The organism is Thermaurantiacus tibetensis, from assembly GCF_015354055.1.
Classification (GTDB): Bacteria; Pseudomonadota; Alphaproteobacteria; order Sphingomonadales; family Sphingomonadaceae; genus Thermaurantiacus; species Thermaurantiacus tibetensis.
The window spans coordinates 491,512-513,834 of record NZ_JACHTM010000002.1; the positions used below are offsets into that span (position 1 = coordinate 491,512).

A 22,323-nucleotide genomic window follows, 5' to 3' on the forward strand; every position below is an offset into this window, starting at 1 on the left:
GGGCGGCGCGGAGGGGCCATGGCGGTCGCGGTTCTTCAGCCGGGAGACGGAGGAGGTGACATGTTCAGCCACGTGATGGTGGGCGCCAACGACCTCGAGGCTTCGAAGGCCTTCTACGACGCCATCCTCGGCGCGCTCGGCCACCCGCCCGGCTTCGCCGACGGCAAGGGCCGCGTGTTCTGGATGACGCCGACCGGCATCTTCGCCATCACCATTCCGATTGACGGCAATCCCGCCTCCTGCGCCAACGGCGGCACGATCGGCTTTGCGGCTGCCTCGCCGGAGCAGGTGGACGCCTGGCACGCGGCCGGCGTGGCGGCGGGCGGCACGTCCATCGAGGATCCGCCGGGCGTGCGCGAGGGCCCGATGCGCCTCTACCTCGCCTATCTGCGCGACCCCGCCGGCAACAAGGTCTGCGCGCTCCACCGCATGGGCTGAAGGCGGCGATGACCGCGGGGAGGGCGATGGTGCTGCGCCGGGTAGGCGGCCCGCTGGTCGCCGAGGCCCGCGCGGTCCCCGAGCCCGGGCCGGGCGAGCTCCTCGTGGAAGTGGCCGCCTGCGGCGTGTGCCGCACCGACCTCCACATCCTCGACGGCGAGGTGCCCGCGCGGCTTCCCGTGGTGCCGGGCCACGAGGCGGTCGGGCGCGTGGTAGCGCTGGGGCCCGGCGTCGAGCCCGGCCGCAACGGCGTGCCCGAGACGCTGGCGGAAGGCGCACGCGTCGGCATTCCGTGGCTGGGCGGGGCCTGCGGTGCCTGCCGTTTCTGCCGCGACGGGCGCGAGAACCTCTGCGATGCCCCGGTCTTCACCGGCTGCCACCGGGACGGAGGCTATGCCACCCACGCGCTCGCCGACGCCCGGTTCGTCCTTCCGCTTCCCGACGGGCTCGATGACGCGCACGCCGCGCCGCTGCTCTGTGCCGGCCTCATCGGCTGGCGGGCGCTCGAGGCTGCCGGTGACGCCGCGCGCCTCGGGCTCTACGGCTTCGGGGCTGCCGCCCACCTCGTGGCGCAAGTGGCGATCTGGCAGGGCCGGGAGGTCTTCGCCTTCACCCGGCCCGGCGATGCGGCCGGCCAAGCCTTCGCGCGGCGCCTTGGCTGCAGCTTCGCCGGCAGCAGCGACACGTCGCCGCCCGAGCCGCTCGATGCCGCGATCCTGTTCGCCCCCGCAGGCGAACTCGTGCCCCGCGCGCTCGCCGCCGTGCGCAAGGGCGGCCGCGTCGTCTGCGGCGGGATCCACATGAGCGACATCCCGACCTTCCCCTATGCGCTCCTGTGGGGCGAGCGGGAGCTTCGCTCGGTTGCCAACCTGACCCGTGCCCATGGCCACGCCTTTCTCGCTGTCGCCGCGCGGGCCGGGCTCTCCCCCCACGTCGAGACGCTCCCCCTCGCCGAGGCCGACACCGCGCTGTCGAGGCTCCGCGCCGGGCAGGTCGAAGGGGCCCTCGTGCTCCGGCCCTGACACCCCTTGCGCCCCGGGGCGGGCGTGGCACACTCCGGGCCCGTGGGGGCGAAGCAGCTGATCCTGGCAGAGTTCCTGCCCTACCGGCTGTCGGTGGCAGCCAATGCCGTCGCCGACCGGGTCGCCCAGGTCTATCGCACCCGCTTCGGCCTCCGCATCCCGGAATGGCGGGTGCTCGCGGTGGTGGCCGAGGGTGCCGCAACGCAGGCCGAGCTGGTCGAGAAGACCGCCATGGACAAGATGACGGTGTCGCGCGCGGCGAAGGCGCTCGTCGCGCGCGGCCTCCTTGCGCGCACCCGCGCGAAGGACCGGCGGACGCTCGCTCTGGCGCTGACGCCGGAGGGCGAGCGGCTCCACGCCGAGGTGGCACCGCACGCGCTCGCCATCGAGGCCGAGCTGCTCTCCGGCTTCACCGAGGCCGAGCGGGCCATGCTCATGGCGCTTCTGGCCCGCCTCGCGGCTTGCGCCAGACCGTAACTTGTGTTACGGGAACCGCCTTCCCGGGAAGGAGAGGCCACCATGGCGACGGCCGCGCGCGACAGCGACCCGCAGGACAACCCGCTCGGCCTCGACGGCTTCGAGTTCGTCGAGTTCACCGGGCCCGACCCTGACGCGCTCGGCCGGCTTTTCGAAGCTCTCGGCTTCACCCATGTCGCCACCCACCGCTCCAAGAACGTGCGCCGCTACGCGCAGGGCGACATCAACTTCCTCCTCAACGCCGAGCCCGAAGGGCAGGTGGCGGAGTTCCGGGCGAAGCGCGGGCCCTCGGCCAACGCCATGGCCTTCCGGGTGAAGGACGCGCGGTTCGCCTTCGAGGAGGCGGTGCGCCGCGGAGCCGAGCCGGTCGAGGGCAAGATCGGCCCGATGGAGCTCAACATCCCGGCCATCCGGGGCATCGGCGGGGCCAACCTCTACCTTGTCGACCGCTACGGGGCCGCCGAGATCTATGACGTGGACTTCCGGCCCGTGCCGGGCGCTTCGCGCAATGACCGCTCGGTCGGCCTCCACACGCTCGATCACCTCACCCACAATGTCGCCAGGGGCGACATGGCGAAGTGGGCTGACTTCTACGAGCGCATCTTCAACTTCCGCGAGATCCGCTTCTTCGACATCCGCGGGCGCGCCACCGGCCTCTTCTCGAAGGCGATGGTGGCGCCCGACAACAAGATCCGGATCCCGCTCAACGAAAGCCAGGACGAGCATTCGCAGATCGCCGAGTTCCTGCGCGCCTACAATGGCGAGGGGATCCAGCACATCGCGCTTGCGACCGACGACATCCTCTCGACCGTCGATGCGCTCCGTGCCAACGGCGTCACCTTCCAGGACACCCCCGACACCTACTACGAGCTGCTGGATTCGCGCCTGCCGGGCCACGGGCAGGACGTGGCAGCGCTCCGCGCGCGGCGGATCCTCGTCGACGGCGCACCCGAGACCGGCGGCGGACTTCTGCTGCAGATCTTCACCGCCAACATGGTGGGGCCGATCTTCTTCGAGGTCATCCAGAGGAAGGGCAACGACGGCTTCGGCGAGGGCAATTTCCAGGCCCTGTTCGAGAGCCTCGAGCTCGACCAGATCCGCCGCGGCGTGCTGCCCGAGGGCATGCGGGCGTGAACCGGCCCTTCGCCCCCGTCGCCGCAGCGCGGCTCGCCGGCTTCGGCAACCACCTCGCGAGCGAGGCGGTGCCGGGCGCGTTGCCCGTGGGCCGCAACTCGCCGCAGCGCCCGGCCTTCGGACTTTATGCCGAGCAGCTCTCCGGCACCGCCTTCACGGCTCCCCGCCACGAGAACCGCCGGAGCTGGCTCTACCGCCGCCGGCCTTCGGCCATGCACGGGCCCTTCGCCGAAGTGTCCCACCCCGGCCTCGCCCCGGCCCGTCACCTCTCGCCCAACCGCGAGCGCTGGAGCCCGCATCCCCTGCCCGACGCGCCCACCGACTGGCTCGACGGCCTCACGCTCTGGGCCGCGACCGGCTCGGCCGCCGAGGGCACTGGCGTCTCCATCTTTCTCTACGCCTGCAGCGCGCCCATGGAGGGCCGCGCCTTCGCCTCGGCCGACGGCGAGTGGCTGCTGGTGCCGCAGCAGGGCCGGCTCCGCCTCATGACCGAGTTCGGCCCGCTCGACGTGCCGCCCGGCCACATCGCGCTCCTGCCCCGCGGCGTCCGCTTCCGGGTCGAGGTGGACGGCCCGGCGCGCGGCTGGGCGCTCGAGAACCACGGGAGCCCGTTCCGCCTGCCCGAGCTCGGGCCGCTCGGCGCCAATGCGCTGGCGAGCCCGCGCGACTTCGAGGCGCCGCACGCCGCGTTCGAGCCCGACGGCCCCACGCGGCTCTACCTCAAGCTCGGCGGCCGGCTGTTCGCGACCGACCTTCCCCATTCCCCCTTCGACGTCGCCGCCTGGCACGGGACCCTGGTGCCGTTCCGCTACGACCTCGCCCGCTTCAACGCGATGGGAACCGTCAGCTTCGACCACCCCGACCCCTCCATCTTCACCGTGCTCACTTCGCCCTCCGACACGCCCGGCACGGCCAACTGCGATGTCGTCCTTTTTCCGCCGCGGTGGATGGTCGCCGAGGACACGTTCCGCCCGCCCTGGTTCCACCGCAACGTCATGAGCGAGTTCATGGGCCTCATCTCTGGCACCTATGATGCGAAGGAGGGCGGCGGCTTCGCGCCGGGCGGCAGCTCGCTCCACAACCGCATGGTCGCCCACGGGCCGGACGTCGAGAGCTGGCGCCGTGCCACCGAGGCCGAGCTTGCCCCGGTGAAGCTCGACCAGGGGCTGGCCTTCATGTTCGAGACCAGGGGGCCGCTTGCGCTTTCGGACGCTGCGCTCGCCCACCCGAGCCGCCAGCGCGACTATGACGCGGCGTGGAACGGCTTCCCGCCGGCGCGGCTGCCATGAGCCTCGACGCCACCCACGATCCCGCAGCCCGCTCCTGGGTGCCGGGCGCCGATGGCCACCCGGACTTCCCGGTCACCAACCTGCCCTTCTGCCTCTTCGCGGTGGCGGATGGCCGGCCGCGGGCTGGCGTCGCGATCGGCGACCGGGTGGCCGACCTGCCCGGCCTTCTTGCAGACGGGCTGCTTCCCGGCGTCGACGAGGCGCTCGAGGAGCTGCTTCACGACCGGCTGAACGAGCTCATGGCGCTGGGCCGGGAGGCGCGCACCCGGCTGCGCCATGCGCTCTTCGCCCTCTTCACCGACCCGGCGGCGGAGCCGCACGCCACCCCGCGCCTTCACCCTATCGCGGGTGTCCGCCTGCTCCTGCCCTGCGAGGTGGGCGACTACACCGACTTCTACGCCGGCATTCACCACGCCCGAAGGGTTGGCGCACTGTTCCGGCCCGACAGCCCGCTTCTCCCCAACTACCGGCACGTGCCCATCGCCTACCACGGCCGGGCGTCGTCGGTGGTCGTCTCGGGCACCCCCGTGCGCCGCCCCATGGGCCAGATCCCGGGGCCGGACGGGCCGCGCTTCGCGCCGAGCGAACGCCTGGACCACGAGCTCGAGCTCGGCATCTGGATCGGGCCCGGCAATGCCCTCGGCGAGCCCGTGTCCATCGCCGAGGCGGCCGACCACATCGCCGGCTACTGTCTCCTGAATGACTGGTCGGCGCGCGACATCCAGGCCTGGGAGTATCAGCCGCTGGGGCCCTTCCTCGCCAAGAACTTCGCGACCACCGTCTCGCCGTTCGTCGTGACCCCGGAAGCGCTCGCCCCCTTCCGCGCGCCGGCCATGGCGCGCGGGGCCGACGATCCGGCACCGCTCCCCTATCTCCTCGACGCAGGCGACCAGCGCGAAGGCGGGCTCGACCTCGTGGTCGAGGCGCATCTCGAGACGACCGCGATGCGGAAGGCCGGCCTGCCCCCTGCCCGGATCAGCCGCGGCAGCAGCCGCGACCTCTGGTGGACGCCTGCGCAGATGGTGGCCCATCACACGAGCGGCGGCTGCAACCTGCGGCCGGGTGACCTGTTTGGCACCGGCACCATCTCCGGCGAGGAAGGCGACTCCGCCGGCTCGCTCCTCGAGCTGACCGAGGGCGGCAGGCGGCCGCTTGTCCTGCCAACGGGCGAGACGCGAACCTTCCTCGAGGCCGGCGACCGGGTGATGCTCACCGCCCGGGCCGAGCGCGGCGGGCTTCGCCTCGGCTTCGGCGCCTGCACGGGCGAGGTGGTCGGCTGACGGCCCCGCCCGGCAGCCGTCAGGGGCTGACCGGCGGGCGCACCGACGAGTGCAGGTGAGCGATCTTCCAGTCCTTGCCGTCCCACTTGTAGATGAAGCTGTAGCGCGCGGGCACATCCACCCGCTCGCCGTTGGCGTTGTTCATGTTGACCACCCAGTTGCCCGTGCGGGTGGCGAGGTTGCAGTCGACGGTGACGGTGGAGGTCTCGATCCGGCCGACCGGCTCGCCCTTCGGGAAGCTCACGAAATAGTCGCGGATCTTCTCCGGGCTGGTGCGCTCGGCGTTGGAGACGGTCGCAAGCAGCGTCGCGTCGGGCGCGAACAGCGCGACCACCTCGTCGGGGTTCCGGGTGGCCCAGGCGGCATTGAAGCGCTCGAACTGCGCCTCGATCTGGGCGGGCGTGACACTGGCGCAGCGGGCTGGCGTACGGGCCGCGGCCGGGACTGCGGCAACGGCCGCGGCGGCGATCGCGGCAAGGGCGGGAGCAGGATGCATCTGTTTCCCCTCGTGTTCACGATGCCCGCGGATCGGGGCATTCACCGCTATAGGTGAGCGATCCCGTCCGGAATCTGAACGGCGTCATCTTGCGCGCGGTCAAGGACATGCCTTAGCGGCCATGGCTGGATGGCAACAAGGCGGCTGCGCAATGTCGCGGCAACGAGGAGGGGATGGTGATGAAGTCGATCCTGCTGCACGTGGCGCCCGATGCGGACTTTCCGGGGCGGAAGGAGGCCGCGCTCGACGTGGCCCGCGCGTTCGGCGGCCATGTCCACTGCCTCCAGCCACGGCGCATTCCCGCCTATTTCGGAGCGGATGCGGCAGGCTTCGGCGCTGGCGCAGCGCTGGTGGCCGAGCTCATCGAGCAGGAGACCGAGGCCGCCCGCCAGTTCCGCCAGAAGGTGGAGGCGGACCTTGCGAAGGAGGACGTGCCCTTCTCGTGGGAGGATGCGGTGGGCGAACCCGCCGACCTCCTCATCGAGGGCTCGATCCTCATGGATCTCATCGTGATGAGCCTCTCCTCCCCCGGCACCACGCCGCAGGCCTCGGTGGCCGAGGTGCTGGTGCGCGCCGAGACGCCGGTGCTCGCGCTGCCGCCCGGCCATGTCGGGATCGACCTCACCAAGCGCGCGGTGGTGGCGTGGAAGGCGAGCATGGAGAGCGCCAAGGCCCTGCGCGCGGCAGTGCCCATGCTGGCGCTTGCCGAGGAAGTGGTGGTGGTGGTGGTCGACCCGCCCGAGGGCGGGGACCTGCCCCCGACCGAGGCTGCCCGCTACCTCTCCCGCCACGGCATCTCGGCACATGTCAAGGACCGGCGCACCGGCGGCCAGGGCGTGGCCGAGACGCTGGCCCAGACGGTGCGCGAGCTTGGCGCGGGCTGGATGGTGATGGGGGCCTACAGCCGCTCGCGCACCATCGAGTTCCTGCTCGGCGGGGTGACCCGCGACTTCCTCGATTCGAGCCCAGTCCCGCTGGTGATGGCGCACTAGGCGGCAAGGCCGCTGCGACCGGGCAAGGCCTGACCGGCAGACTCGCCGCAGGGCCGCCGGGCCCCACCCCCCGACGCCCGCTTCGCGTCCCCCAGCAAGGCCCGCGCGCTTCGTGGGCCGACCGGACCGGCGGGTCCTGCCCTAGCGTCCGAGCGAGGCAATCCAGGCGCGGACGAGGGCGATGCCTTCAGGATCGGGCAGGGTGCGCCCGAGTTCCGGCATCATCACGCCGGGCTCGGTCGACTCCATGCGGAAGAGAAGGATCGAGCGATCCGGGTGGCCCGGCGCGATCGCCACCTCCCGCCCGCCCGAACCGCGGCCGGCTGCCACCGGGCGCTTGCCGATGCCGAGCGCGACCCGGTCCGCTTCCTCCCAGTCGAGGTAGAGCCCGGAATTGGAGGCGCTTCCCGAGCGCGCGTGGCAGTGGCCGCAGTTGGCATCGAGCCAGGCGCGCGCCCGCAGCGCGAGGGGCTGGGCGGCATCGTCAGGGCGGGGCACGGCGCGAACCTCGGCCAGCCGCTCGGCGCCGTCGAGCAGGCCGAGGCGGGCGAGCCGGGCGAGATCGCCGGTCGCAGCAAGGTTGCGCGCCTTGACGCCTAGCGGCTGGAGCGAGGCACCCACCGCGTGGCAGGTCTTGCACTGGTTCACGTTGGGCACGGCCCAGGCGAGCGCATGGACCTCCCCGCCGGCAGCGAAGCGCACCGGCACCCGGGCGCCCGCGCGCCGGAGCCGGGCCTCGCGGCCATCGGCATCCCACACATAGGGCAGCGCCACCCAGCCGTCGGCACGGCGCACGAGGAGCCGCGTCTCCATGGTGACGGCGGGCCCGGCGGCCGAGGCGGGGTAGCCGAAGCTCTTCATGAGCACGGTGCCAACCGGCAGCTCGAGGAGGCCGTCTCCCCGAAGCCTCGCGCGTGCACCCGGAGGAAGGGCGATTGCGCGGACCTTCTCCGCATGGTCGGAAAAGAGGGGGGCGGCAACCGTGTAGGGCACCACGCCGGGGGCAAGGCGCTTGGTCTCCAGGTCGGCGAAGAGCCCGGTGGCCGAGAGCGTCGCCGGCGGGGCCTCGGCCTGGAGCGCGGCAAAGGCAACCGCGGCCAGCGCCGGCGCCGGCAGCATGGCCGCGAGGAGGGCCGCCAGCAGCGCCAGCAGCCGCCGCATGGCCTAGCGGCCGAGGCCCGGCTGGTCGGCCGGGAGCACCACGGGCGCCGGCTCGGCCGGCGGCGGCGCCGGCGGCGCGGGCTTGGGCGCCGGGCTGGCCGTCTCCGGCGGCGCCCCCGCGACGCCGAGGCCAAGCGTGAGCGCCGGCACGTCGAGGAAGTGGACGTGGACCGGCTCCCCCAGCTCGCGCCCGGCGGTCACGTAGCGGTCCACCCCGTCCCACAGGCCGGGGGGCAGCGTTCCACCGACCGCTGCAGCAATCTCCCGCCCGCCGGGGAAGGCGGGGGCGAAGCCGTTCCGCCCCACCCGGTTGCCGCGGACCACCACGTCGCGCGGGAGCGGGTTGTAACCCTCGCTTTCGAAGGGTTGCGCATAGGCGATGACCATGAAGGCAGCGCTCGCGTTGCCGGCCACCTCGTTTCCAAAGACGTGGACGTTGCGGTTGGCCATCACCATGATGCCGGTGCCGACCGGCACCGAGGCGACGATGTTGCCGGGCGGGGCGAAGTTGGGCGTGTCGTTGTCGATCACGCGGTTGTTGAACACGCGCGTCGAGTGCCCCCCCATCACCGGCAGGTTGGGGAGGTCAAACACGAGGATGCCCCCCGTGTTGTGCCTGACCGTGTTGCCGAAGACATCGGCGTGCATGCTGTTCTCGATCTCGATGCCGGCCACGTTGAACTCGGCGAGGCTGTCGCGAACGACGATGTTCCTGGACTGGCCGACGTAGATGCCCGCGTCGGAGGCGCCCCTGACCGTCACCCGCTCGATGAGCACGTTGGTCGAGGAGACCGGGTAGACTCCATAGGCCCCGTTGGTCGGCTTCGGCCCGCCGGTCCACTCGACCCTGAGGTCCTGGAACGTCACCCGGTCCGAGCCCTTGGACTTGATGCCATCCCCCTTCGTGTCGCGGACGGTCAGGTTCCTGACGAGCACCCGGCTCGAGGTGACGAGCAGGCCTTCGCCCGCGCCTTCCTGGCCGGAGAAGTCGAGGATGGTCTTGCCTTCTCCGGCGCCCTCGACGGTCACGCCCGGAACGTCGAGCGACAGGCCCGTCTGGAAGGCGAAGGTGCCGGCCGCGAACCGCACGGTGTCTCCGGGCTTGGCGTCGATGAGGGCTTCCTGTGCGCGCTCGGCCGCGTGCGGGCCGGGCGTAACCAGAAGAACCCGCCCCGGCGGGGCGGCGGCCATCAGAAGCAGTGCCGCAAGGCCCAGTGCCAGCGCGTTTCCCATGCCGTTCCTCCCCTCTCCCGTTGCCGGCAGAATGGCGCGCGGGGGCGGCCGTTGTCCAGCCGGGCGCCAGCGGCTAAGCCGCCCGCCTTCGGAAGGACCGGCGGAGGCGGGCGTGGCGCATCCCCTGAACGGGGCCGACTGGGCGACGCTCTCGCGCGTGCTGCGCGAGGCGGGCGGGCAGGTGCCGGCGTCGCGCCTGCTCCCCATCCGCGCCGCCATCCTCGGGCGGCTTCCCTTCACGCTTCTCGAGAAGGCGGTGACCGCCGCCCTCGTTCCCCCCATCTCCGAGCTTCCGCCGCCGCTCTTCGTGCTCGGCCACTGGCGCTCGGGCACCACCCACCTCGTCAACATCCTGGGCCAGGCCGACTTCGCCTACGTGCCTCCGGTGGCGGTGGGAATGCCGTGGGAGATGCTGACCTTGGGCCGCCTGCTGCGGCCGCTTCTCGAGCGCGCGCTGCCCGAGGGCCGCTACATCGACAGGGTGGCGGTGACACCGACGAGCCCGCAGGAGGACGAGATCGCGATCGCCAACATGTCGGCGATCTCCTTCTACCACGGGATCTACCTGCCCTCCGGTTTCGACCGCTTCGTGCCCCGCGGCCTCTTCTTCGAGGGGGCCTCGAAGGCCGACGTGGCGGAGTGGACCGAGGCGTTCGTGCTCTTCACGCGGAAAGTGAGCTGGGCCGCCGGGCGGAAGCCCGCGCTCGTCAAGAACCCGGTCTACACCGCCCGCGCCGGGATGCTGCGGAAGCTCTTCCCGCGGGCGAAGTTCATCCACATTCACCGCGACCCGTTCGACGTCTTCCTCTCGATGCGGAACTTCTGGGCACGGCTCTTCGAGGCGCTCGCCCTCCAGCCCTTCGACCATGTCGACATCGACGAGGTGGTGCTCTCGACCTACGCGCGGATGATGACCGCCTTCGAGGAGCAGACCCGGGGCTGGGCCGCGCCCGACTTCGTGGAAGTGGCCTACGCTGACCTCGACGCCCGACCGCTCGAGACGGTCGCGCACATCTACGAGGCGCTCGCGCTGCCCGGCTTCAACGCAGTGCGCCCGAAAATGGCGGCCTATCTCGAGACGGTGAAAAGCTTCGAGAAGAACCGCTTCCGGGGTGACGCCGAGGCAGTCGCGAAGGTCTCGCAGCGCTGGGCCCACTGGATCGCGAAATGGGGCTACGCCACGCCGTCGCCCGCGGCCTGAGCCTCGCCCTTGCGGCAGGCGCGCTGCTCGCGGCCTGCGCGCGCGCGCCCGGGCCTCCGCCGCGCTTCGGGCCTGCCGACTGCCGCGTGGCCGCGGTGCGCGACTCTGCAACGGGGGCGCCCATCTCCGGAATCGAGGACCTGGCGCTCGCCGGCGACCGGCTCCTCCTCTCCGCCCACGACCGGCTCGCCGTGCGCCGCGCAAAACCCGGCGACGCCGTGCCCGAGGGCGGGCTGTGGGCGCTGCCGCTCGGCAACCTTGCCGACCCAGCGCCGCGCGCGGTGCGACTCGTGCCGGAAGGCCGGATCGCGGGCGGCCTCCGGCCCCATGGCATCGCCGTGAACGGCGAACGGCTTGCCGTCGTCAACCGGCGCATCGGCGCCGACGGCCGGGTCGACCCGGTCGTTCTCGAGTTCGACCTGTCCGGCCCGGAGGCGCGGCTCGAAGGCGTCCGCCGCGGGGCCGGCTTCTGCGCCCTGAACGACGTCGCCTTCTGGAAGGGCGAGCTCGTCGCTTCGCTCGACCGCGCCCGCTGCCCCCGGACGCTCCTCGGCGAACTGCTCGTGCCCCGGGCAGGCGGCAGCCTGCTTCTCCTGGGCGACGGAGCGCCGCAGGTGCTTGCCCGCGACCTCGCCTTCGCCAATGGTATCGCCGTGCTCGAGGGAGACGTGATCGCAGTGGCCGAGACGCGGGGAGAGCGGGTGCGCCTCTCGGACGGGCGGACGCTTGCCGTGCCCGGCCACCCCGACAACCTGACGGTGGCGCCCGACGGCCGGCTGGTCGTCGGCGTCATCCCGAGCCTCTGGCGCTTCGGCCTGCACCTCTTCGGCCACCGGGAGCGCGCCCCCTCGCGCGTCGTCGCGCTCGACCCCGCCTCCGGCGCGGTCGAATGGCTGTTCGACGACCCCGAGGGCCGGCTGATTCCCGGCGTCACCGTCGGCCTGCTTGCCGACGGCATGCTCGTCGCGGGCGCGGTGCGCGCGCCCGGGCTGCTCGTCTGCCACAAGGGAGGCCGCGCATGAAGCGCCTCCTCGTCACCGGCGCGGGCGGCTTCCTCGGGCAGCATCTGTGCCGATTCGCCGCGGAGGCCGGCTGGGACGTGACGGGCCTTGACGTGCGCTTTCCCGAGGGCTTCGCGCACCGGGCCATCCGCGCCTCGGTGACGAACGGGCGGGACGTGGCGAAGGCCATGGAGGGCGCCGCAGCCGTGATCCACGCTGCGGCGGTCACCGCGCTTTCGGCCGACAACCGGCCGGGCTGGTTCGAGGTGAACCTCGTTGGCACCGAGAAGGTGGCAGCCGCCGCCCGCGCAGCGGGCGCCCGGATGCTGTTCGTCTCCTCCTATACGACGCTCGTCGGCGGCCCGCGCGGCCAGCGGCAGACGCTTGATGAGACGGTGGAACTTCCGCCCAACCTTCTCATGGGCGGCTACCCGGCCTACAAGCGCCTCGCCGAGCAGGCGGTCGCCGCCGAAGTGGCGCGCGGGCTCGACGCCGTTATCGTGCTGCCCTCCTCGCCCGTGGGCCCCGGCGACCGCACGCCGACGGCACCCATGCGCCTCATGCGCGACCTGGTGCAGGGGCGGCTGCCTGCCATCCTCGAGACGCGTATGAACCTCGTCGATGTCGAGGCGCTGGCCCGGGGCGTGCTCGCCGCGCTCGAACGCGGCGCGACCGGCCGGCGCTACCTGCTGTGCGGCGAGGATGCGTGGCTGTCGGAGATCGCGGCGGAGGTCGCGCGGCTTGCCGGCGTGCGGCCGCCCGCGCGGCAGGTGCCCTACCGCCTGGCCTATCTCGCCGGCTTGTTCAGCGAGTGGGGCGCCTGGCTTTCCGGCAGGCCGGCCGGTGCGCCCCTGACGGGGGTCAGGCTCGCGGCCCGGCCGGTCGACTTCTCCAACGCCCGCGCCCGCACCGAGCTCGGTTTCGACCCGCCCGGCTGGCGCGAGACGGTGGCGCGCGCCGTCGCCGCCGTTCAGGCCGAAGGGTAGACCCGGCCCTTCCACTGGCCGCCGCGCCCGCGCCAGTGGCGCCAGGCGGAGAGCAGGGTGAACCCGGCGTAGAAGGCGGCCGCCACCGGCAGCGACAGCGCCATCACCCCCGGCACCCTGCAGTGGCGCACCATGGGGCGGTAGGTGAGCGCCATAACCAGCCAGGCGAGCCCGCCGGCCATGGCCGCCGGCGCGCTGCCGTGAAGCGGCCACAGGAGCCACAGGAGCGGCGGGGCAAGGTAGACAAGGGCGAGCCCCGCGACCGTGCCGAGAAGCAGCAGCGGCGAATGGCGAAGCTGGGCATAGGCCGTGCGGGCCACCATGTCGCGGATGCCGGCAAGCCCGCGGTTGTCGCGCAGGCTGACCGCGTCGGCGAAGCCGTCGGCGAGCACCAGCTCGATCCGCCGGCGCGGCGGCCCGGCCTTGACCCGCGCGGCCAGCGTGCAGTCGTCGATGAGCGCGCCCTTGAGCGCCCCGAAGCCGCCGATGGCCTCCAGCACGTCGCGGCGAATGAGCACCACCCCGCCAGCCGCGCCGGCCACCCGGCTTGCCGAATCGTTCACGGCCGCAAACGGGTAGAGCTTCAGGAAGAAGTAGAGGAAGGCGGGGATGAGAAGGGTGCCCCAGAAGCCCCGGCAGTCGAGCCGCGCCATCACCGAGAGCAAGGCAAGGTCGGCCGCCTCGGCGCGGGCCACGAGACGGGCGAGGAGATCGGGCCCGTGGCGGATGTCGGCGTCGGTCAGCAGCAGCCAGCGCGCGGCCGGAGCGAGCCTGCCGGCGGCCTCCCGCGCCGTCTCGAGCGCCCAGAGCTTGCCCGACCAGCCCGGAGGCAGCGGCCGGCCCTCGATGACGTGAAGCGGGCGGGGCGGCGCCGGGCCGGCAGCGGCCCGCGCGACTGCGGCCGTGCCATCCTCCGATCCGTCGTCGACCAGGATGAGGGAGAAGCGGCCCGGGTAGGTCGAGGCCATGTGGGCGGCCACCACCTCCCCCACCTGCGCCGCCTCGTTCCGCGCCGGGATGAGCACGGCCACCTCGGGCCAGGCGGCAGGCGGCGGCGCCGGGCGCAACCGCTCCCGCAGGCGCCAGAAGCCGTGGCGGAGCAGCAGCAGGTAGCCCCAGGCCAGGAGGGCTGCGAGGCCGACGAGAGTGAGCGCCACGCCCGCGCCATGGCCGGGCCCGGGGCGCGCTGGCAAGGCCCGGGCTTCCCCCGGCGCGCGCCCGCGCGCTAGAAGCAGCCGATGCAGGTCTTCGCCGACGGCGACATCGAGGCGAACAGCGGCAAGGGCGCGGGCGACGAGAATTTTCCCGTGGGCTCGCGCCTCGTCGCCCCGCAGTTGAGGCCCCATTTCCTCGCCTACTACGCCTTTGCCCGGGCAACCGACGACATCGCCGATGCGCCCTGCCTGGCGCCGGAGGAGAAGATCCGCAGGCTCGACGCCTTCGAGGCCGTGCTCGAGGGCCGGGCTCGCGGGCTCTCGAAGGCGGAAGCCCTCGCCGCGAGCTTAGCTGCGACAGGCATTTCGACCGTCCGCGCAACCGACCTTCTCGTCGCCTTCCGCGCCGACGCGACGAAGACCCGCTACCGGAGCCTCGCCGAGCTTCTCGCCTACTGCCGCCACTCGGCCGCCCCGGTCGGGCGCTTTCTCCTCGACCTCCACCGCGAAGACCCCGCCCTCTACCCCGCCTCCGACGCGCTCTGCACCGCGCTCCAGATCCTCAACCACCTGCAGGACATGGGCGAGGACCTGGCCCGGCTCGACCGCGCCTATGTGCCGCTCGACTGGCTCGAGGCGGAAGGCGAGACGGTCGGGGCGCTTGCCGCCCGCCGCGTCTCGCCGGGCCTGCGGCGGGTGATGGACCGGCTCCTCGACGAGGTCGACCGCCTGCTCGACACGGCCGACGGCCTGGTGGCCCTCAGCACCCGCTCGCTCGCCGGCGAGGCCGCCGCCATCCGCGCGCTCGCCCGCAGACTCGCGGCCCGCCTGCGCCGCGAGGATCCGCTCGCCACCCGCGTCCAGCTCTCGAGAGCCGATTTCGCAGCGGCGCTGGGCCGCGGGCTTGTCGCCAGCCTGCTGCGCCGGGCGGCATGAGCGCGCTCGCCGCGCTCCTGCCGCGCGCTGCGGACGGCGACCCGGCGGCGCTTGCGCGCGCCATCACGGAAGCCTCGGGCACCAGCTTCGGCCCCGGCATGGCCATCCTGCCGCGGCCCCGCCGCGAGGCGATGCACGCCGTCTACGCCTTCTGCCGGGTGGTGGATGACATCGCCGACGGGCCTTTCCCGCCGGCCGAGAAGCACCGCGCGCTGGACGCCTGGCGCGCCGAGATCGACGCCCTCTACGCCGGCCGCCCCGCCTCGGCCATCGGCCATGCCCTGCTCCCCGGAGTCCGGGCCTTCGCGCTGCCGCGAAGCGAGTTCGACCTCCTGATCGAAGGCATGGCCATGGATGCCGACGGCCCGATCGTCGCGCCGCAGCGGTCCCTCCTTGCCCGCTACACCCGCCGCGTCGCGGGCGCCGTCGGGGCGCTCTCCATCCGCATCTTCGGTGCCTTCGCCGGCCCCGTCTCCGACCGCTTCGCGCTTGCCCTCGGCGACGCCTTCCAGCTCACCAACATCCTGCGCGACATCGAGGCCGATGCCGCCATCGGCCGCCTCTACCTTCCGGCCGATCTCCTCGCCGCGCACGGCATCCCGGCTGACCCGGCGCGCGTGCCCGGCCACCCGGCGCTGCCCGCGCTTGCCCGCGACCTCGGCCAGGAGGCGCGGGCGGCCTATGACGAGGCGCGCCGGCTCGCGCCTGCCCACCGCCGCATCCGGCTTGCCCCCGCGCTCGTCATGATGGGCGCCTACGAGGCCTATCTCGACCGCATGGAGGCGCTCGGCTGGGCCCGGCCACTGCCCGAGCCGCTGCTCTCGCGGCGCGCCAAGCTGGTGCGCGGGCTTGCCTGCGCGCTGTTCGGCCCCGGGCGCCCGCGCGGCTGATGGCGACCGCGCACGTCGTCGGCGCCGGCGTCGCCGGCCTGTCCGCGGCGCTCGCGCTGGCCGAGAGCGGCTGGCGCGTGACCGTCTGGGAGATGGCGCGCCAGGCAGGCGGCCGCTGCCGCAGCTACGATGACGCGCGGCTCGGCTGCCGGATCGACAACGGCAACCATCTCGTCCTCTCGGGCAACCGCTCGACCCTGGCCTATCTCGCCCGCGCCGGCGCTCCCCACGCGCTCAGGATGGCGCCGGAGGCGCGCTTTCCCTTTGTCGATCTCGCCTCAGGCGAGCGGTGGGAGGTGCACATCAACGACGGCCCCCTGCCCTGGTGGCCGATTGTCCCGTCGCGCCGGCCTGCGGGCGTCGGCCTCGGCGCCTTCGTGGCCGCGTTGCCCCTGCTCTGGGCCGGGGAGCACGCGACGATCGCCGAGGCCGTCCGGCCCCGGGGCCCTGCGCTTGCCCGCTTCTGGGAGCCGATGAGCCTGGCGGTCATGAACCTGCCCCCAACGCTCGCCTCGGCCCGGCTGATGCGGGCAACGGTCATCGAGGCCTGGCGCGACGGCCGCCTCTGCCGCCCGATGTTCGCCCCCCATGGCCTTGGCGCCGCCCTCGTCGAGCCAGCGCTTGCAGCACTCCGCCGCGCCGGCGCCGACGTCCGCTTCGGCGCGCAGGTGAAGGCGCTCCGCGTCGAGGGCGGGCGCGTGGCGGGCCTTCACGTCGCCGGCGAGGCGGTGCCGCTCGGCCCGGATGATGCCGTGGTGCTCGCCGTGCCGCCGCAGCGCGTGAACGCGCTCTGGCCCGACGCGCGGGCGCCCGAGGAGGCCTCGTCGATCCTCAACGCCCATTTCCGGCTCGCAGCGCCCGTCGCTGGCCCTCCACTCCTCGGCGTGACCGGAGCGCGCACCCAGTGGATCTTCCTGAAGGACGAGCTGATCTCGCTCACCATCTCGGCTGCCGGCTTCGTCGAGGGGACCGATGCCGAGGAGGAGGCGCTGCTTGACGCGCTCTGGGCGGAGACGCGCGCCGCGCTCGGCCTGCCGGAGAACCTCCGGCCGCTCGCCGCGCGCCTCGTCCACGAGCGCCGCGCCACCTTCCTGCAGACTCCTGCGAACGCCGCCCGCCGCGCCCAGGCCTTGACAGCGCTTCCCAACCTCGTGCTTGCAGGGGATCATATCGATACCGGCCTGCCTGCGACCATCGAGGGGGCGGCAAGGTCGGGCGAGACCGCCGCGAGGCTGCTCGGGACCCCCGCGAGGTCGAACGGAGCGGCACCGCGTGCGGCATCAGGGAGTGGGCGATGAACATTGCCGTCAACGGCACGGCGCTCACGCGCGAGGCGCGCCGCGAGCTCATCCGCGAACGGGCCGAGAAGCTCTATGCCTTCCGCAAGGCCGACGGCCACATTGTCTTCGACCTCGAGGCCGACACGACCATCCCGGCCGAGTATGTGCTGCTGAAGCATTTCCTCGGCGAGGTGGACGCCGAGACCGAGCGCAGGATCGCCCTCTACCTCCGCGCCGAGCAGGCGCCAGACGGCTCCTGGCCGCTCTTCAGGGCGGGCGCCGGGGACCTGTCGGCAACCGTCAAGGCCTACTGGGCCCTGAAGCTGATCGGCGACCCTGTCGATGCGCCGCACATGGTGCGCGCGCGGGCGTGGATCCTGGCCCGCGGGGGTGCGGCGAAGGCCAATGTGTTCACCCGCATCGCCCTTGCCCTCTTCGGCCACATCCCGTGGCGCGGCGTCCCCGTCATCCCGGTCGAGGTGATGCACCTGCCGCTGTGGTTTCCCTTCCACATCTCGAAGGTGGCCTACTGGTCCCGCACGGTCATGGTGCCGCTCTTCGTGCTGACAGCCATGAAGGCCCGCGCCGTCAACCCCACCGGGCGCGGTCTTGCCGAGCTCTTCGTGGTGCCGCCCGAGAAGGTCCGCCAGTATCAGGTGAACCCCAATGGCACGAAGGTGGGCGAGGCCTTCCTCGTCCTCGACCGGGTGCTGCGCGCGCTCGAGCCGCTCATCCCCGGCCCCATCCGCCGCTCCGCCATCAGGAAGGCCGAGGCCTTCGTGCTTGAGCACCTGAACGGCGAGGATGGCCTCGGGGCCATCTACCCCGCCATGGCCAATGCGGTCATGATGTTCCGCACGCTCGGCTACCCCGACGACCATCCGGCCATGCAGACGGCGCGGCGGGCGATCGAGCGCCTCAAGGTCGAGCGCGGCGACATGGTCTGGTTCCAGCCCTGCGTCTCGCCGGTGTGGGACACGGCGCTTTCTGCCCACGCCCTCCTCGAGACCGGGGACCGCGACGACCCGCGCTTGCTGGGCCTCCTCGACTGGCTGAAGGACCGGCAGATCCTCGACCACCGGGGGGACTGGAAGGTGCGCCGCCCCGATGTGCGGCCCGGCGGCTGGGCCTTCCAGTATGCCAACCCCGACTATCCCGATGTCGACGACACCGCCGTCGTCGCCATGGCGATGCACCGCCAGGGCGACCCGAAATATGCCGAGGCGATCGAGCGGGCCTGCGAGTGGATCGTCGGGATGCAGTCCTCGAACGGCGGCTGGGGCGCCTTCGAGCCCGAGAACGAGCATTTCTACCTGAACGCCATTCCGTTCGCCGACCATGGCGCGCTCCTCGACCCGCCCACCGTTGATGTCACCGCGCGCTGCGTCGGCCTCCTCGCCCAGGTGGACCGCGAGCGCTACGCCGAGCCCATCGCCCGGGCGCTGGCGTGGATCCGGAGCGAGCAGGAGCCGGACGGCAGCTGGTTCGGCCGCTGGGGCGCCAACTACATCTACGGCACCTGGTCGGTGCTGGTGGCGCTGCGCGCCGCCGGAGTGGACCCCGCCGAGCCCTGGGTGCAGAAGGCGGTCAAGTGGCTCAAGGCGCAGCAGCGGGACGACGGCGGCTGGGGCGAGGGCCTCGAGACCTACGAGCCGGGCCGCCGCGGCTTTGCCATCGAGTCCACCGCAAGCCAGACGGCCTGGGCCCTCCTCGGCCTGATGGCAGCGGGCGAGGTGGATGCGCCGGAAGTGGCGCGCGGCATCCGCTGGCTCGAGGAGGCCCCGCGCGAGGAAGGCCCGCGCTGGGTGGAGCGCATGTACACCGGCACCGGCTTCCCGCGCGTCTTCTACCTGAAATACCATGGCTACGCCGCCTTCTTCCCGCTCTGGGCGGTGGCGCGCTACCAGGCCTTGAAGGACTCGAACGCCCGCGACCTGCCGTGGGGCATGTGAACCCGACCACGAGGGTCGGCATCGTCTGCGGCCTGGCATCAGAGGCTGCCGCGCTCGGCCTGCCCGGAGTCGCAGTCTCGGGCGCGCGGCCGGAGATGGCCGAAGCCCATGCCCGCCGGCTGGCCGCGGAGGGGGCCCAGGCGCTGCTTTCGGTGGGGCTTGCCGGCGCGCTCGCCCCCGGCCTTGCCCCCGGCGACCTGCTGGTGCCGGCGCGCGTGGTGACGGCGGAGGGCAGGGGGTTCGAAGCAGATGCCGCGCTTGCCGCCGCGCTCAGCCTCGCGCTCGACGGCCGCACGCTCCTCGGGTCCGACACGCTGGTCGCCAGCCCCGCGGACAAGGCCGCGCTCCACGCCGCGACTGGCGCCGTCGCGGTCGACATGGAGAGCCACGCCGTCGCCCGCGCCGCGGCCGCCGCCTGCGTCCGCTTCCTGGCGCTGCGCGTCATCGCCGACCCGGCCGATGCCGCCATCCCGCCGGCCGCGCGGGCGAGCGTGCGCTCCGACGGCTCGGTCGACATCGCCGGAACCCTTCTGCGCCTCCTCGCCCGCCCGCAGGATCTTCCTGCCCTCGTCGCGCTCGGCCGCGCTTCGGCTGCGGCCCACGCTCGGCTGCGGCAGCTTGCGCCCGCCCTTGCACGGCTCGCCGTCCCCTCCCATGAAGGCGGGTGATGGATGACAGCCAGACGCTCCGCTTCCCGGTCGAGCTCTCCGACGAGGAGTGGCGCCGCCGCCTGACGCCCGAGCAGTATCGGGTGATGCGCCGGCATGGCACCGAGCCGCCCGGCTCCTGCGCGCTTCTTGCCGAGAAGCGCCCGGGCACCTTCCGCTGCGCCGGCTGCGGCAACCCGCTGTTCCGGAGCGCCGGGAAGTTCGAGAGCGGCACCGGCTGGCCGAGCTTCGACCGCCCCGTGCCCGGCGCGGTCGGAGTCTCGATCGACACCAGCTTCGGCATGATCCGCGAGGAAGTGCACTGCGCGCGCTGCGGCAGCCACCTCGGCCATGTCTTCCCCGACGGCCCTCCGCCCACGGGTCTCCGCTACTGCATCAACGGCGTCGCCCTCTTCTTCGAGCCGGCCTGAGCCGACCGCGAGCCCCGCCGGCCGGGCCGCAGTCGAGTCCGCGAGCGAACTAGAGGCGGTCGCGGCCGATCCCGGCCCACCACATGATGCCGCCCGTCGCGCGCGGCCAGCCATAGCCGTTGACCCAGACGACATCGATGTCGCCCGGGCGCTGGGCGATCCCCTCGGCAAGGATGGCCTTGCCTTCCTCGACCATCGGCATGAGCAGCCGGTCGAGCATCTCGTCTGCCGTGTGTTCCCTGACCGTCCCGCCTTTCTCGCGCACATAGTCGCGGATCAGCTGCTCGACGACGGGCGAGGGCGTGCGGCGCCGCTCGGCGTCATAGTCGTAGAAGCCGGCGCCGGTCTTCTGGCCGCGCCGATCCATCTCGCACAGCCGATCGCGGATGGTCTCCCCCCGGCTCGTCTCGCGGCTCCAGCCGATGTCGAGCCCGGCCAGGTCCGACATCTGGAACGGGCCCATGGGGAAGCCGAAATCGGTCAGCACCCTGTCCACGTCCCAGGGCATCGCCCCTTCCATCAGCAGCTGCTGGGCGGCCTGCTGGCGCCTGCTCAGCATCCGGTTACCGATGAAGCCGTGGCACACGCCCGCGACCACCGGCACCTTGCCCGTCTGCACGCCCACCTCGATCGCGGTCTTCAAGACATCGGGCGCGGTCCTCGCGCCCCGCACGATCTCGAGCAGCTTCATGACATTGGCCGGCGAGAAATAGTGCATGCCGAGCACGTCCTCCGGCCGGCCGGTGGCCGCGGCAATCGCGTTGACATCAAGGTAGCTGGTGTTGGTGGCAAGGATGGCGCCGGGCTTCGCCACGCGGTCGAGTTCGCCGAAGACCTGCTTCTTGAGGTCCATGTTCTCGAACACCGCCTCGATCACGAGGTCGCAGTCGGCAAGCGCGGCAAGGTCGAGCGCGGGGGTCAGCAGCCCCATCCGCGCCTCGACCTCCTGCCCCGTCAGCTTGCCGCGCGCGGCCGAGCGCTCGTAGTTGCCGCGCATCACCCGCACACCCCGCTCGAGCGCCGCTGCGTCGCGCTCGACGATGGTGACCGGGATGCCGACGTTGAGGAAAGTCATGGCAATCCCGCCGCCCATGGTGCCGGCGCCCACCACGCCGACGCGCGCGACCGGCCGCGTCGAAACTTCCGGCCCGATGCCCTCCACCTCGCGCGCCTTCGCCTCCGCCGCGGCAATGTGCGCAAGGGCCGCTTCCACGTCGTCCATGCCGTCCTCCCCGCTTTTGCTCCAGGCTTCCGCACCCTACATGAGAGAGCGGAGGAGACCCCCGACCATGAACATCGCGCCCGCGCAAGACCTCCGGGGCCTCGATCTCAGGGCCGAGATCGACCGGCTGCGCCGCGAGCGCAACGCCGTGATCCTCGCCCACTACTACCAGACGCCCGAGCTCCAGGACCTCGCCGACTTCGTCGGCGACAGCCTCGAGCTCTCCCGCAAGGCCGCCGAGACCGATGCCGACGTCATCGCCTTCTGCGGGGTCAGGTTCATGGCCGAAGTCGCCAAGATCCTCTCGCCGCAGAAGATCGTGGTGCTCCCCGACATGGACGCCGGCTGCAGCCTCGAGGACAGCTGCCCGCCCGAGGAATTCGCGGCCTTCCGGGCGGCGCATCCCGACCACATCAGCCTCACCTACATCAACTGCTCGGCAGCGGTGAAGGCGCACTCCGACATCATCGTGACCTCCTCGAGCGCGGAGAAGATCATCAACGCGCTGCCGAAGGACCGGCCGATCCTGTTCGCGCCCGACAGGCATCTCGGCGCCTGGCTTGCGCGGAAGACCGGCCGCGAGATGCTGCTGTGGGAGGGCACCTGCATCGTCCACGAGGCCTTCTCCGAGACCGAGCTGCTCAAGCTGAAGGCGCTCCACCCGGAGGCGCCGGTTGCCGCACACCCCGAGTGCCCGGCCCACATCCTCGACCATGCCGACATGGTGGGGAGCACGTCGGCCATCCTGAAGTTCGCGCTGGAGAGCCCGGCCGAGACCATCATCGTGGCCACCGAGCCGCACATCATCCACCAGATGGAGAAGGCCGCCCCCCACAAGCGCTTCATCGGCGCGCCGGGCGCCGACGGCCGCTGCAGCTGCAACATGTGCCCCTACATGGCCCTGAACACGCTCGAGAAGCTCTACCTGGCGCTGCGCGACCTCGAACCCCGGATCGAGGTGCCCGAGGACCTGCGCCTGCGCGCGCTCCTGCCCCTGAACCGGATGCTTGCCATTGCGAGCGGCGCCGCGACCGACCTCACGCCCGCCCAGACCGACCCGCCCGTCACCGGCGACTGAGCGCGCCTTGCCCGCCGGCGGCC

The 22,323-nt window shown here is 72.6% G+C and carries 22 protein-coding genes; 17 read left to right on the forward strand and 5 right to left on the reverse strand.

Going from position 1 to position 22,323, the window contains the following annotated elements:
* Positions 1-60: 60 nt before the first annotated feature.
* Genes H3H34_RS06955 through fahA form a run of 6 tightly spaced genes read left to right on the forward strand, consistent with a single transcriptional unit; the run spans position 61 to position 5,640 of the window.
* Positions 61-438: a VOC family protein gene (locus H3H34_RS06955; RefSeq protein ID WP_194744881.1), complete on the forward strand. Its 378-nt coding sequence runs from the start codon at positions 61-63 to the stop codon at positions 436-438.
* 8 nt (positions 439-446) lie between these two features.
* Entirely contained in the window at positions 447-1,460 is a 1,014-nt protein-coding gene (locus H3H34_RS06960; protein ID WP_194744541.1) for a zinc-dependent alcohol dehydrogenase family protein, read from the forward strand.
* Between the two features lie 24 nt (positions 1,461-1,484).
* Positions 1,485-1,937, forward strand: coding sequence for a MarR family winged helix-turn-helix transcriptional regulator (locus H3H34_RS06965; RefSeq protein ID WP_328831492.1), 453 nt, complete (start codon positions 1,485-1,487; stop codon positions 1,935-1,937).
* 42 nt (positions 1,938-1,979) lie between these two features.
* A complete protein-coding gene (gene hppD / locus H3H34_RS06970; protein ID WP_194744542.1) occupies positions 1,980-3,071 on the forward strand; it encodes a 4-hydroxyphenylpyruvate dioxygenase in 1,092 nt (363 codons plus the stop codon).
* Positions 3,068-4,360: a homogentisate 1,2-dioxygenase gene (hmgA, locus tag H3H34_RS06975; RefSeq protein WP_194744543.1), complete on the forward strand. Its 1,293-nt coding sequence runs from the start codon at positions 3,068-3,070 to the stop codon at positions 4,358-4,360. The genes hppD and hmgA overlap by 4 nt, the downstream gene beginning before the upstream one ends.
* Positions 4,357-5,640 (forward strand): fumarylacetoacetase, encoded by a 1,284-nt coding sequence (gene fahA, locus H3H34_RS06980; RefSeq protein ID WP_194744883.1) that lies wholly within the window; start codon positions 4,357-4,359, stop codon positions 5,638-5,640. The genes hmgA and fahA overlap by 4 nt, the downstream gene beginning before the upstream one ends.
* Before the next feature lie 19 nt (positions 5,641-5,659).
* Here fahA and H3H34_RS06985 read toward each other — a convergent pair whose 3' ends face one another.
* Positions 5,660-6,136 carry an SgcJ/EcaC family oxidoreductase gene (locus H3H34_RS06985; protein WP_194744544.1) on the reverse strand — a complete coding sequence of 159 codons (477 nt, stop codon included), beginning with the start codon at positions 6,134-6,136 and terminating at the stop codon, positions 5,660-5,662.
* Between the two features lie 179 nt (positions 6,137-6,315).
* Here H3H34_RS06985 and H3H34_RS06990 point away from each other — a divergent pair, with 179 nt between their 5' ends.
* Entirely contained in the window at positions 6,316-7,128 is an 813-nt protein-coding gene (locus H3H34_RS06990) for a universal stress protein (protein WP_194751885.1), read from the forward strand.
* A gap of 141 nt (positions 7,129-7,269) precedes the next feature.
* Here H3H34_RS06990 and H3H34_RS06995 read toward each other — a convergent pair whose 3' ends face one another.
* Entirely contained in the window at positions 7,270-8,289 is a 1,020-nt protein-coding gene (locus H3H34_RS06995; protein WP_194744546.1) for an SO2930 family diheme c-type cytochrome, read from the reverse strand.
* Between the two features lie 3 nt (positions 8,290-8,292).
* Entirely contained in the window at positions 8,293-9,522 is a 1,230-nt protein-coding gene (locus H3H34_RS07000) for a parallel beta-helix domain-containing protein (protein WP_194744547.1), read from the reverse strand.
* A gap of 112 nt (positions 9,523-9,634) precedes the next feature.
* Here H3H34_RS07000 and H3H34_RS07005 point away from each other — a divergent pair, with 112 nt between their 5' ends.
* From H3H34_RS07005 to H3H34_RS07015, 3 genes are read left to right on the forward strand one after another with little or no spacing between them, the layout of a single operon-like run.
* Positions 9,635-10,723 (forward strand): sulfotransferase family protein, encoded by a 1,089-nt coding sequence (locus H3H34_RS07005; RefSeq protein ID WP_194744548.1) that lies wholly within the window; start codon positions 9,635-9,637, stop codon positions 10,721-10,723.
* The gene (locus tag H3H34_RS07010; protein ID WP_194744549.1) at positions 10,690-11,745 is read left to right on the forward strand and encodes an SMP-30/gluconolactonase/LRE family protein; all 1,056 of its coding nucleotides are present in this window, start codon (positions 10,690-10,692) and stop codon (positions 11,743-11,745) included. The genes H3H34_RS07005 and H3H34_RS07010 overlap by 34 nt, the downstream gene beginning before the upstream one ends.
* On the forward strand, positions 11,742-12,710 hold the full coding sequence (locus H3H34_RS07015) for an NAD-dependent epimerase/dehydratase family protein (protein ID WP_194744550.1): 969 nt from the start codon (positions 11,742-11,744) through the stop codon (positions 12,708-12,710). The genes H3H34_RS07010 and H3H34_RS07015 overlap by 4 nt, the downstream gene beginning before the upstream one ends.
* Here H3H34_RS07015 and H3H34_RS07020 read toward each other — a convergent pair.
* A complete protein-coding gene (locus H3H34_RS07020; RefSeq protein WP_328831497.1) occupies positions 12,695-13,867 on the reverse strand; it encodes a glycosyltransferase in 1,173 nt (390 codons plus the stop codon). The two genes, H3H34_RS07015 and H3H34_RS07020, sit on opposite strands and share 16 nt — an antisense overlap.
* A gap of 81 nt (positions 13,868-13,948) precedes the next feature.
* Here H3H34_RS07020 and H3H34_RS07025 point away from each other — a divergent pair, with 81 nt between their 5' ends.
* Genes H3H34_RS07025 through msrB form a run of 6 tightly spaced genes read left to right on the forward strand, consistent with a single transcriptional unit; the run spans position 13,949 to position 20,000 of the window.
* The gene (locus tag H3H34_RS07025) at positions 13,949-14,800 is read left to right on the forward strand and encodes a squalene/phytoene synthase family protein (RefSeq protein ID WP_194744552.1); all 852 of its coding nucleotides are present in this window, start codon (positions 13,949-13,951) and stop codon (positions 14,798-14,800) included.
* Positions 14,797-15,690, forward strand: coding sequence for a squalene/phytoene synthase family protein (locus tag H3H34_RS07030; protein WP_194744553.1), 894 nt, complete (start codon positions 14,797-14,799; stop codon positions 15,688-15,690). Before H3H34_RS07025 ends, H3H34_RS07030 begins: the two co-directional genes overlap by 4 nt.
* Entirely contained in the window at positions 15,690-16,988 is a 1,299-nt protein-coding gene (gene hpnE / locus H3H34_RS07035) for a hydroxysqualene dehydroxylase HpnE (RefSeq protein WP_194744554.1), read from the forward strand. Before H3H34_RS07030 ends, hpnE begins: the two co-directional genes overlap by 1 nt.
* On the forward strand, positions 16,985-18,922 hold the full coding sequence (gene shc, locus H3H34_RS07040; protein ID WP_194744555.1) for a squalene--hopene cyclase: 1,938 nt from the start codon (positions 16,985-16,987) through the stop codon (positions 18,920-18,922). Before hpnE ends, shc begins: the two co-directional genes overlap by 4 nt.
* Positions 18,919-19,590, forward strand: a complete 672-nt coding sequence (locus H3H34_RS07045) for a phosphorylase family protein (protein ID WP_194744556.1) — start codon at positions 18,919-18,921, stop codon at positions 19,588-19,590. Before shc ends, H3H34_RS07045 begins: the two co-directional genes overlap by 4 nt.
* Complete coding sequence (msrB, locus tag H3H34_RS07050; protein WP_194744557.1) at positions 19,590-20,000, forward strand: peptide-methionine (R)-S-oxide reductase MsrB; 411 nt, start codon at positions 19,590-19,592, stop codon at positions 19,998-20,000. Before H3H34_RS07045 ends, msrB begins: the two co-directional genes overlap by 1 nt.
* A gap of 49 nt (positions 20,001-20,049) precedes the next feature.
* Here msrB and H3H34_RS07055 read toward each other — a convergent pair whose 3' ends face one another.
* Positions 20,050-21,222: a 3-hydroxyacyl-CoA dehydrogenase gene (locus tag H3H34_RS07055; protein WP_194744558.1), complete on the reverse strand. Its 1,173-nt coding sequence runs from the start codon at positions 21,220-21,222 to the stop codon at positions 20,050-20,052.
* Between the two features lie 67 nt (positions 21,223-21,289).
* Between H3H34_RS07055 and nadA the strand changes: the two genes are divergently transcribed.
* The gene (gene nadA / locus H3H34_RS07060; protein WP_194744559.1) at positions 21,290-22,300 is read left to right on the forward strand and encodes a quinolinate synthase NadA; all 1,011 of its coding nucleotides are present in this window, start codon (positions 21,290-21,292) and stop codon (positions 22,298-22,300) included.
* Positions 22,301-22,323 lie beyond the last annotated feature (23 nt).

Coding starts and splice junctions, on each gene's coding strand:
- H3H34_RS07030 (WP_194744553.1), top strand. CDS start 14,797: ATGAGCGCGCTCGCCGCGCTCCTGCCGCGCGCTGCGGACGGCGACCCG.
- H3H34_RS06985 (WP_194744544.1), bottom strand. CDS start 6,136: ATGCATCCTGCTCCCGCCCTTGCCGCGATCGCCGCCGCGGCCGTTGCC.
- H3H34_RS06990 (WP_194751885.1), top strand. CDS start 6,316: ATGAAGTCGATCCTGCTGCACGTGGCGCCCGATGCGGACTTTCCGGGG.
- H3H34_RS07025 (WP_194744552.1), top strand. CDS start 13,949: ATGCAGGTCTTCGCCGACGGCGACATCGAGGCGAACAGCGGCAAGGGC.
- H3H34_RS07000 (WP_194744547.1), bottom strand. CDS start 9,522: ATGGGAAACGCGCTGGCACTGGGCCTTGCGGCACTGCTTCTGATGGCC.
- hpnE (WP_194744554.1), top strand. CDS start 15,690: ATGGCGACCGCGCACGTCGTCGGCGCCGGCGTCGCCGGCCTGTCCGCG.
- shc (WP_194744555.1), top strand. CDS start 16,985: ATGAACATTGCCGTCAACGGCACGGCGCTCACGCGCGAGGCGCGCCGC.
- fahA (WP_194744883.1), top strand. CDS start 4,357: ATGAGCCTCGACGCCACCCACGATCCCGCAGCCCGCTCCTGGGTGCCG.
- H3H34_RS07015 (WP_194744550.1), top strand. CDS start 11,742: ATGAAGCGCCTCCTCGTCACCGGCGCGGGCGGCTTCCTCGGGCAGCAT.
- H3H34_RS07055 (WP_194744558.1), bottom strand. CDS start 21,222: ATGGACGACGTGGAAGCGGCCCTTGCGCACATTGCCGCGGCGGAGGCG.
- H3H34_RS06960 (WP_194744541.1), top strand. CDS start 447: ATGACCGCGGGGAGGGCGATGGTGCTGCGCCGGGTAGGCGGCCCGCTG.
- H3H34_RS06955 (WP_194744881.1), top strand. CDS start 61: ATGTTCAGCCACGTGATGGTGGGCGCCAACGACCTCGAGGCTTCGAAG.
- msrB (WP_194744557.1), top strand. CDS start 19,590: ATGGATGACAGCCAGACGCTCCGCTTCCCGGTCGAGCTCTCCGACGAG.
- nadA (WP_194744559.1), top strand. CDS start 21,290: ATGAACATCGCGCCCGCGCAAGACCTCCGGGGCCTCGATCTCAGGGCC.
- H3H34_RS07010 (WP_194744549.1), top strand. CDS start 10,690: ATGGGGCTACGCCACGCCGTCGCCCGCGGCCTGAGCCTCGCCCTTGCG.
- hppD (WP_194744542.1), top strand. CDS start 1,980: ATGGCGACGGCCGCGCGCGACAGCGACCCGCAGGACAACCCGCTCGGC.
- H3H34_RS06995 (WP_194744546.1), bottom strand. CDS start 8,289: ATGCGGCGGCTGCTGGCGCTGCTGGCGGCCCTCCTCGCGGCCATGCTG.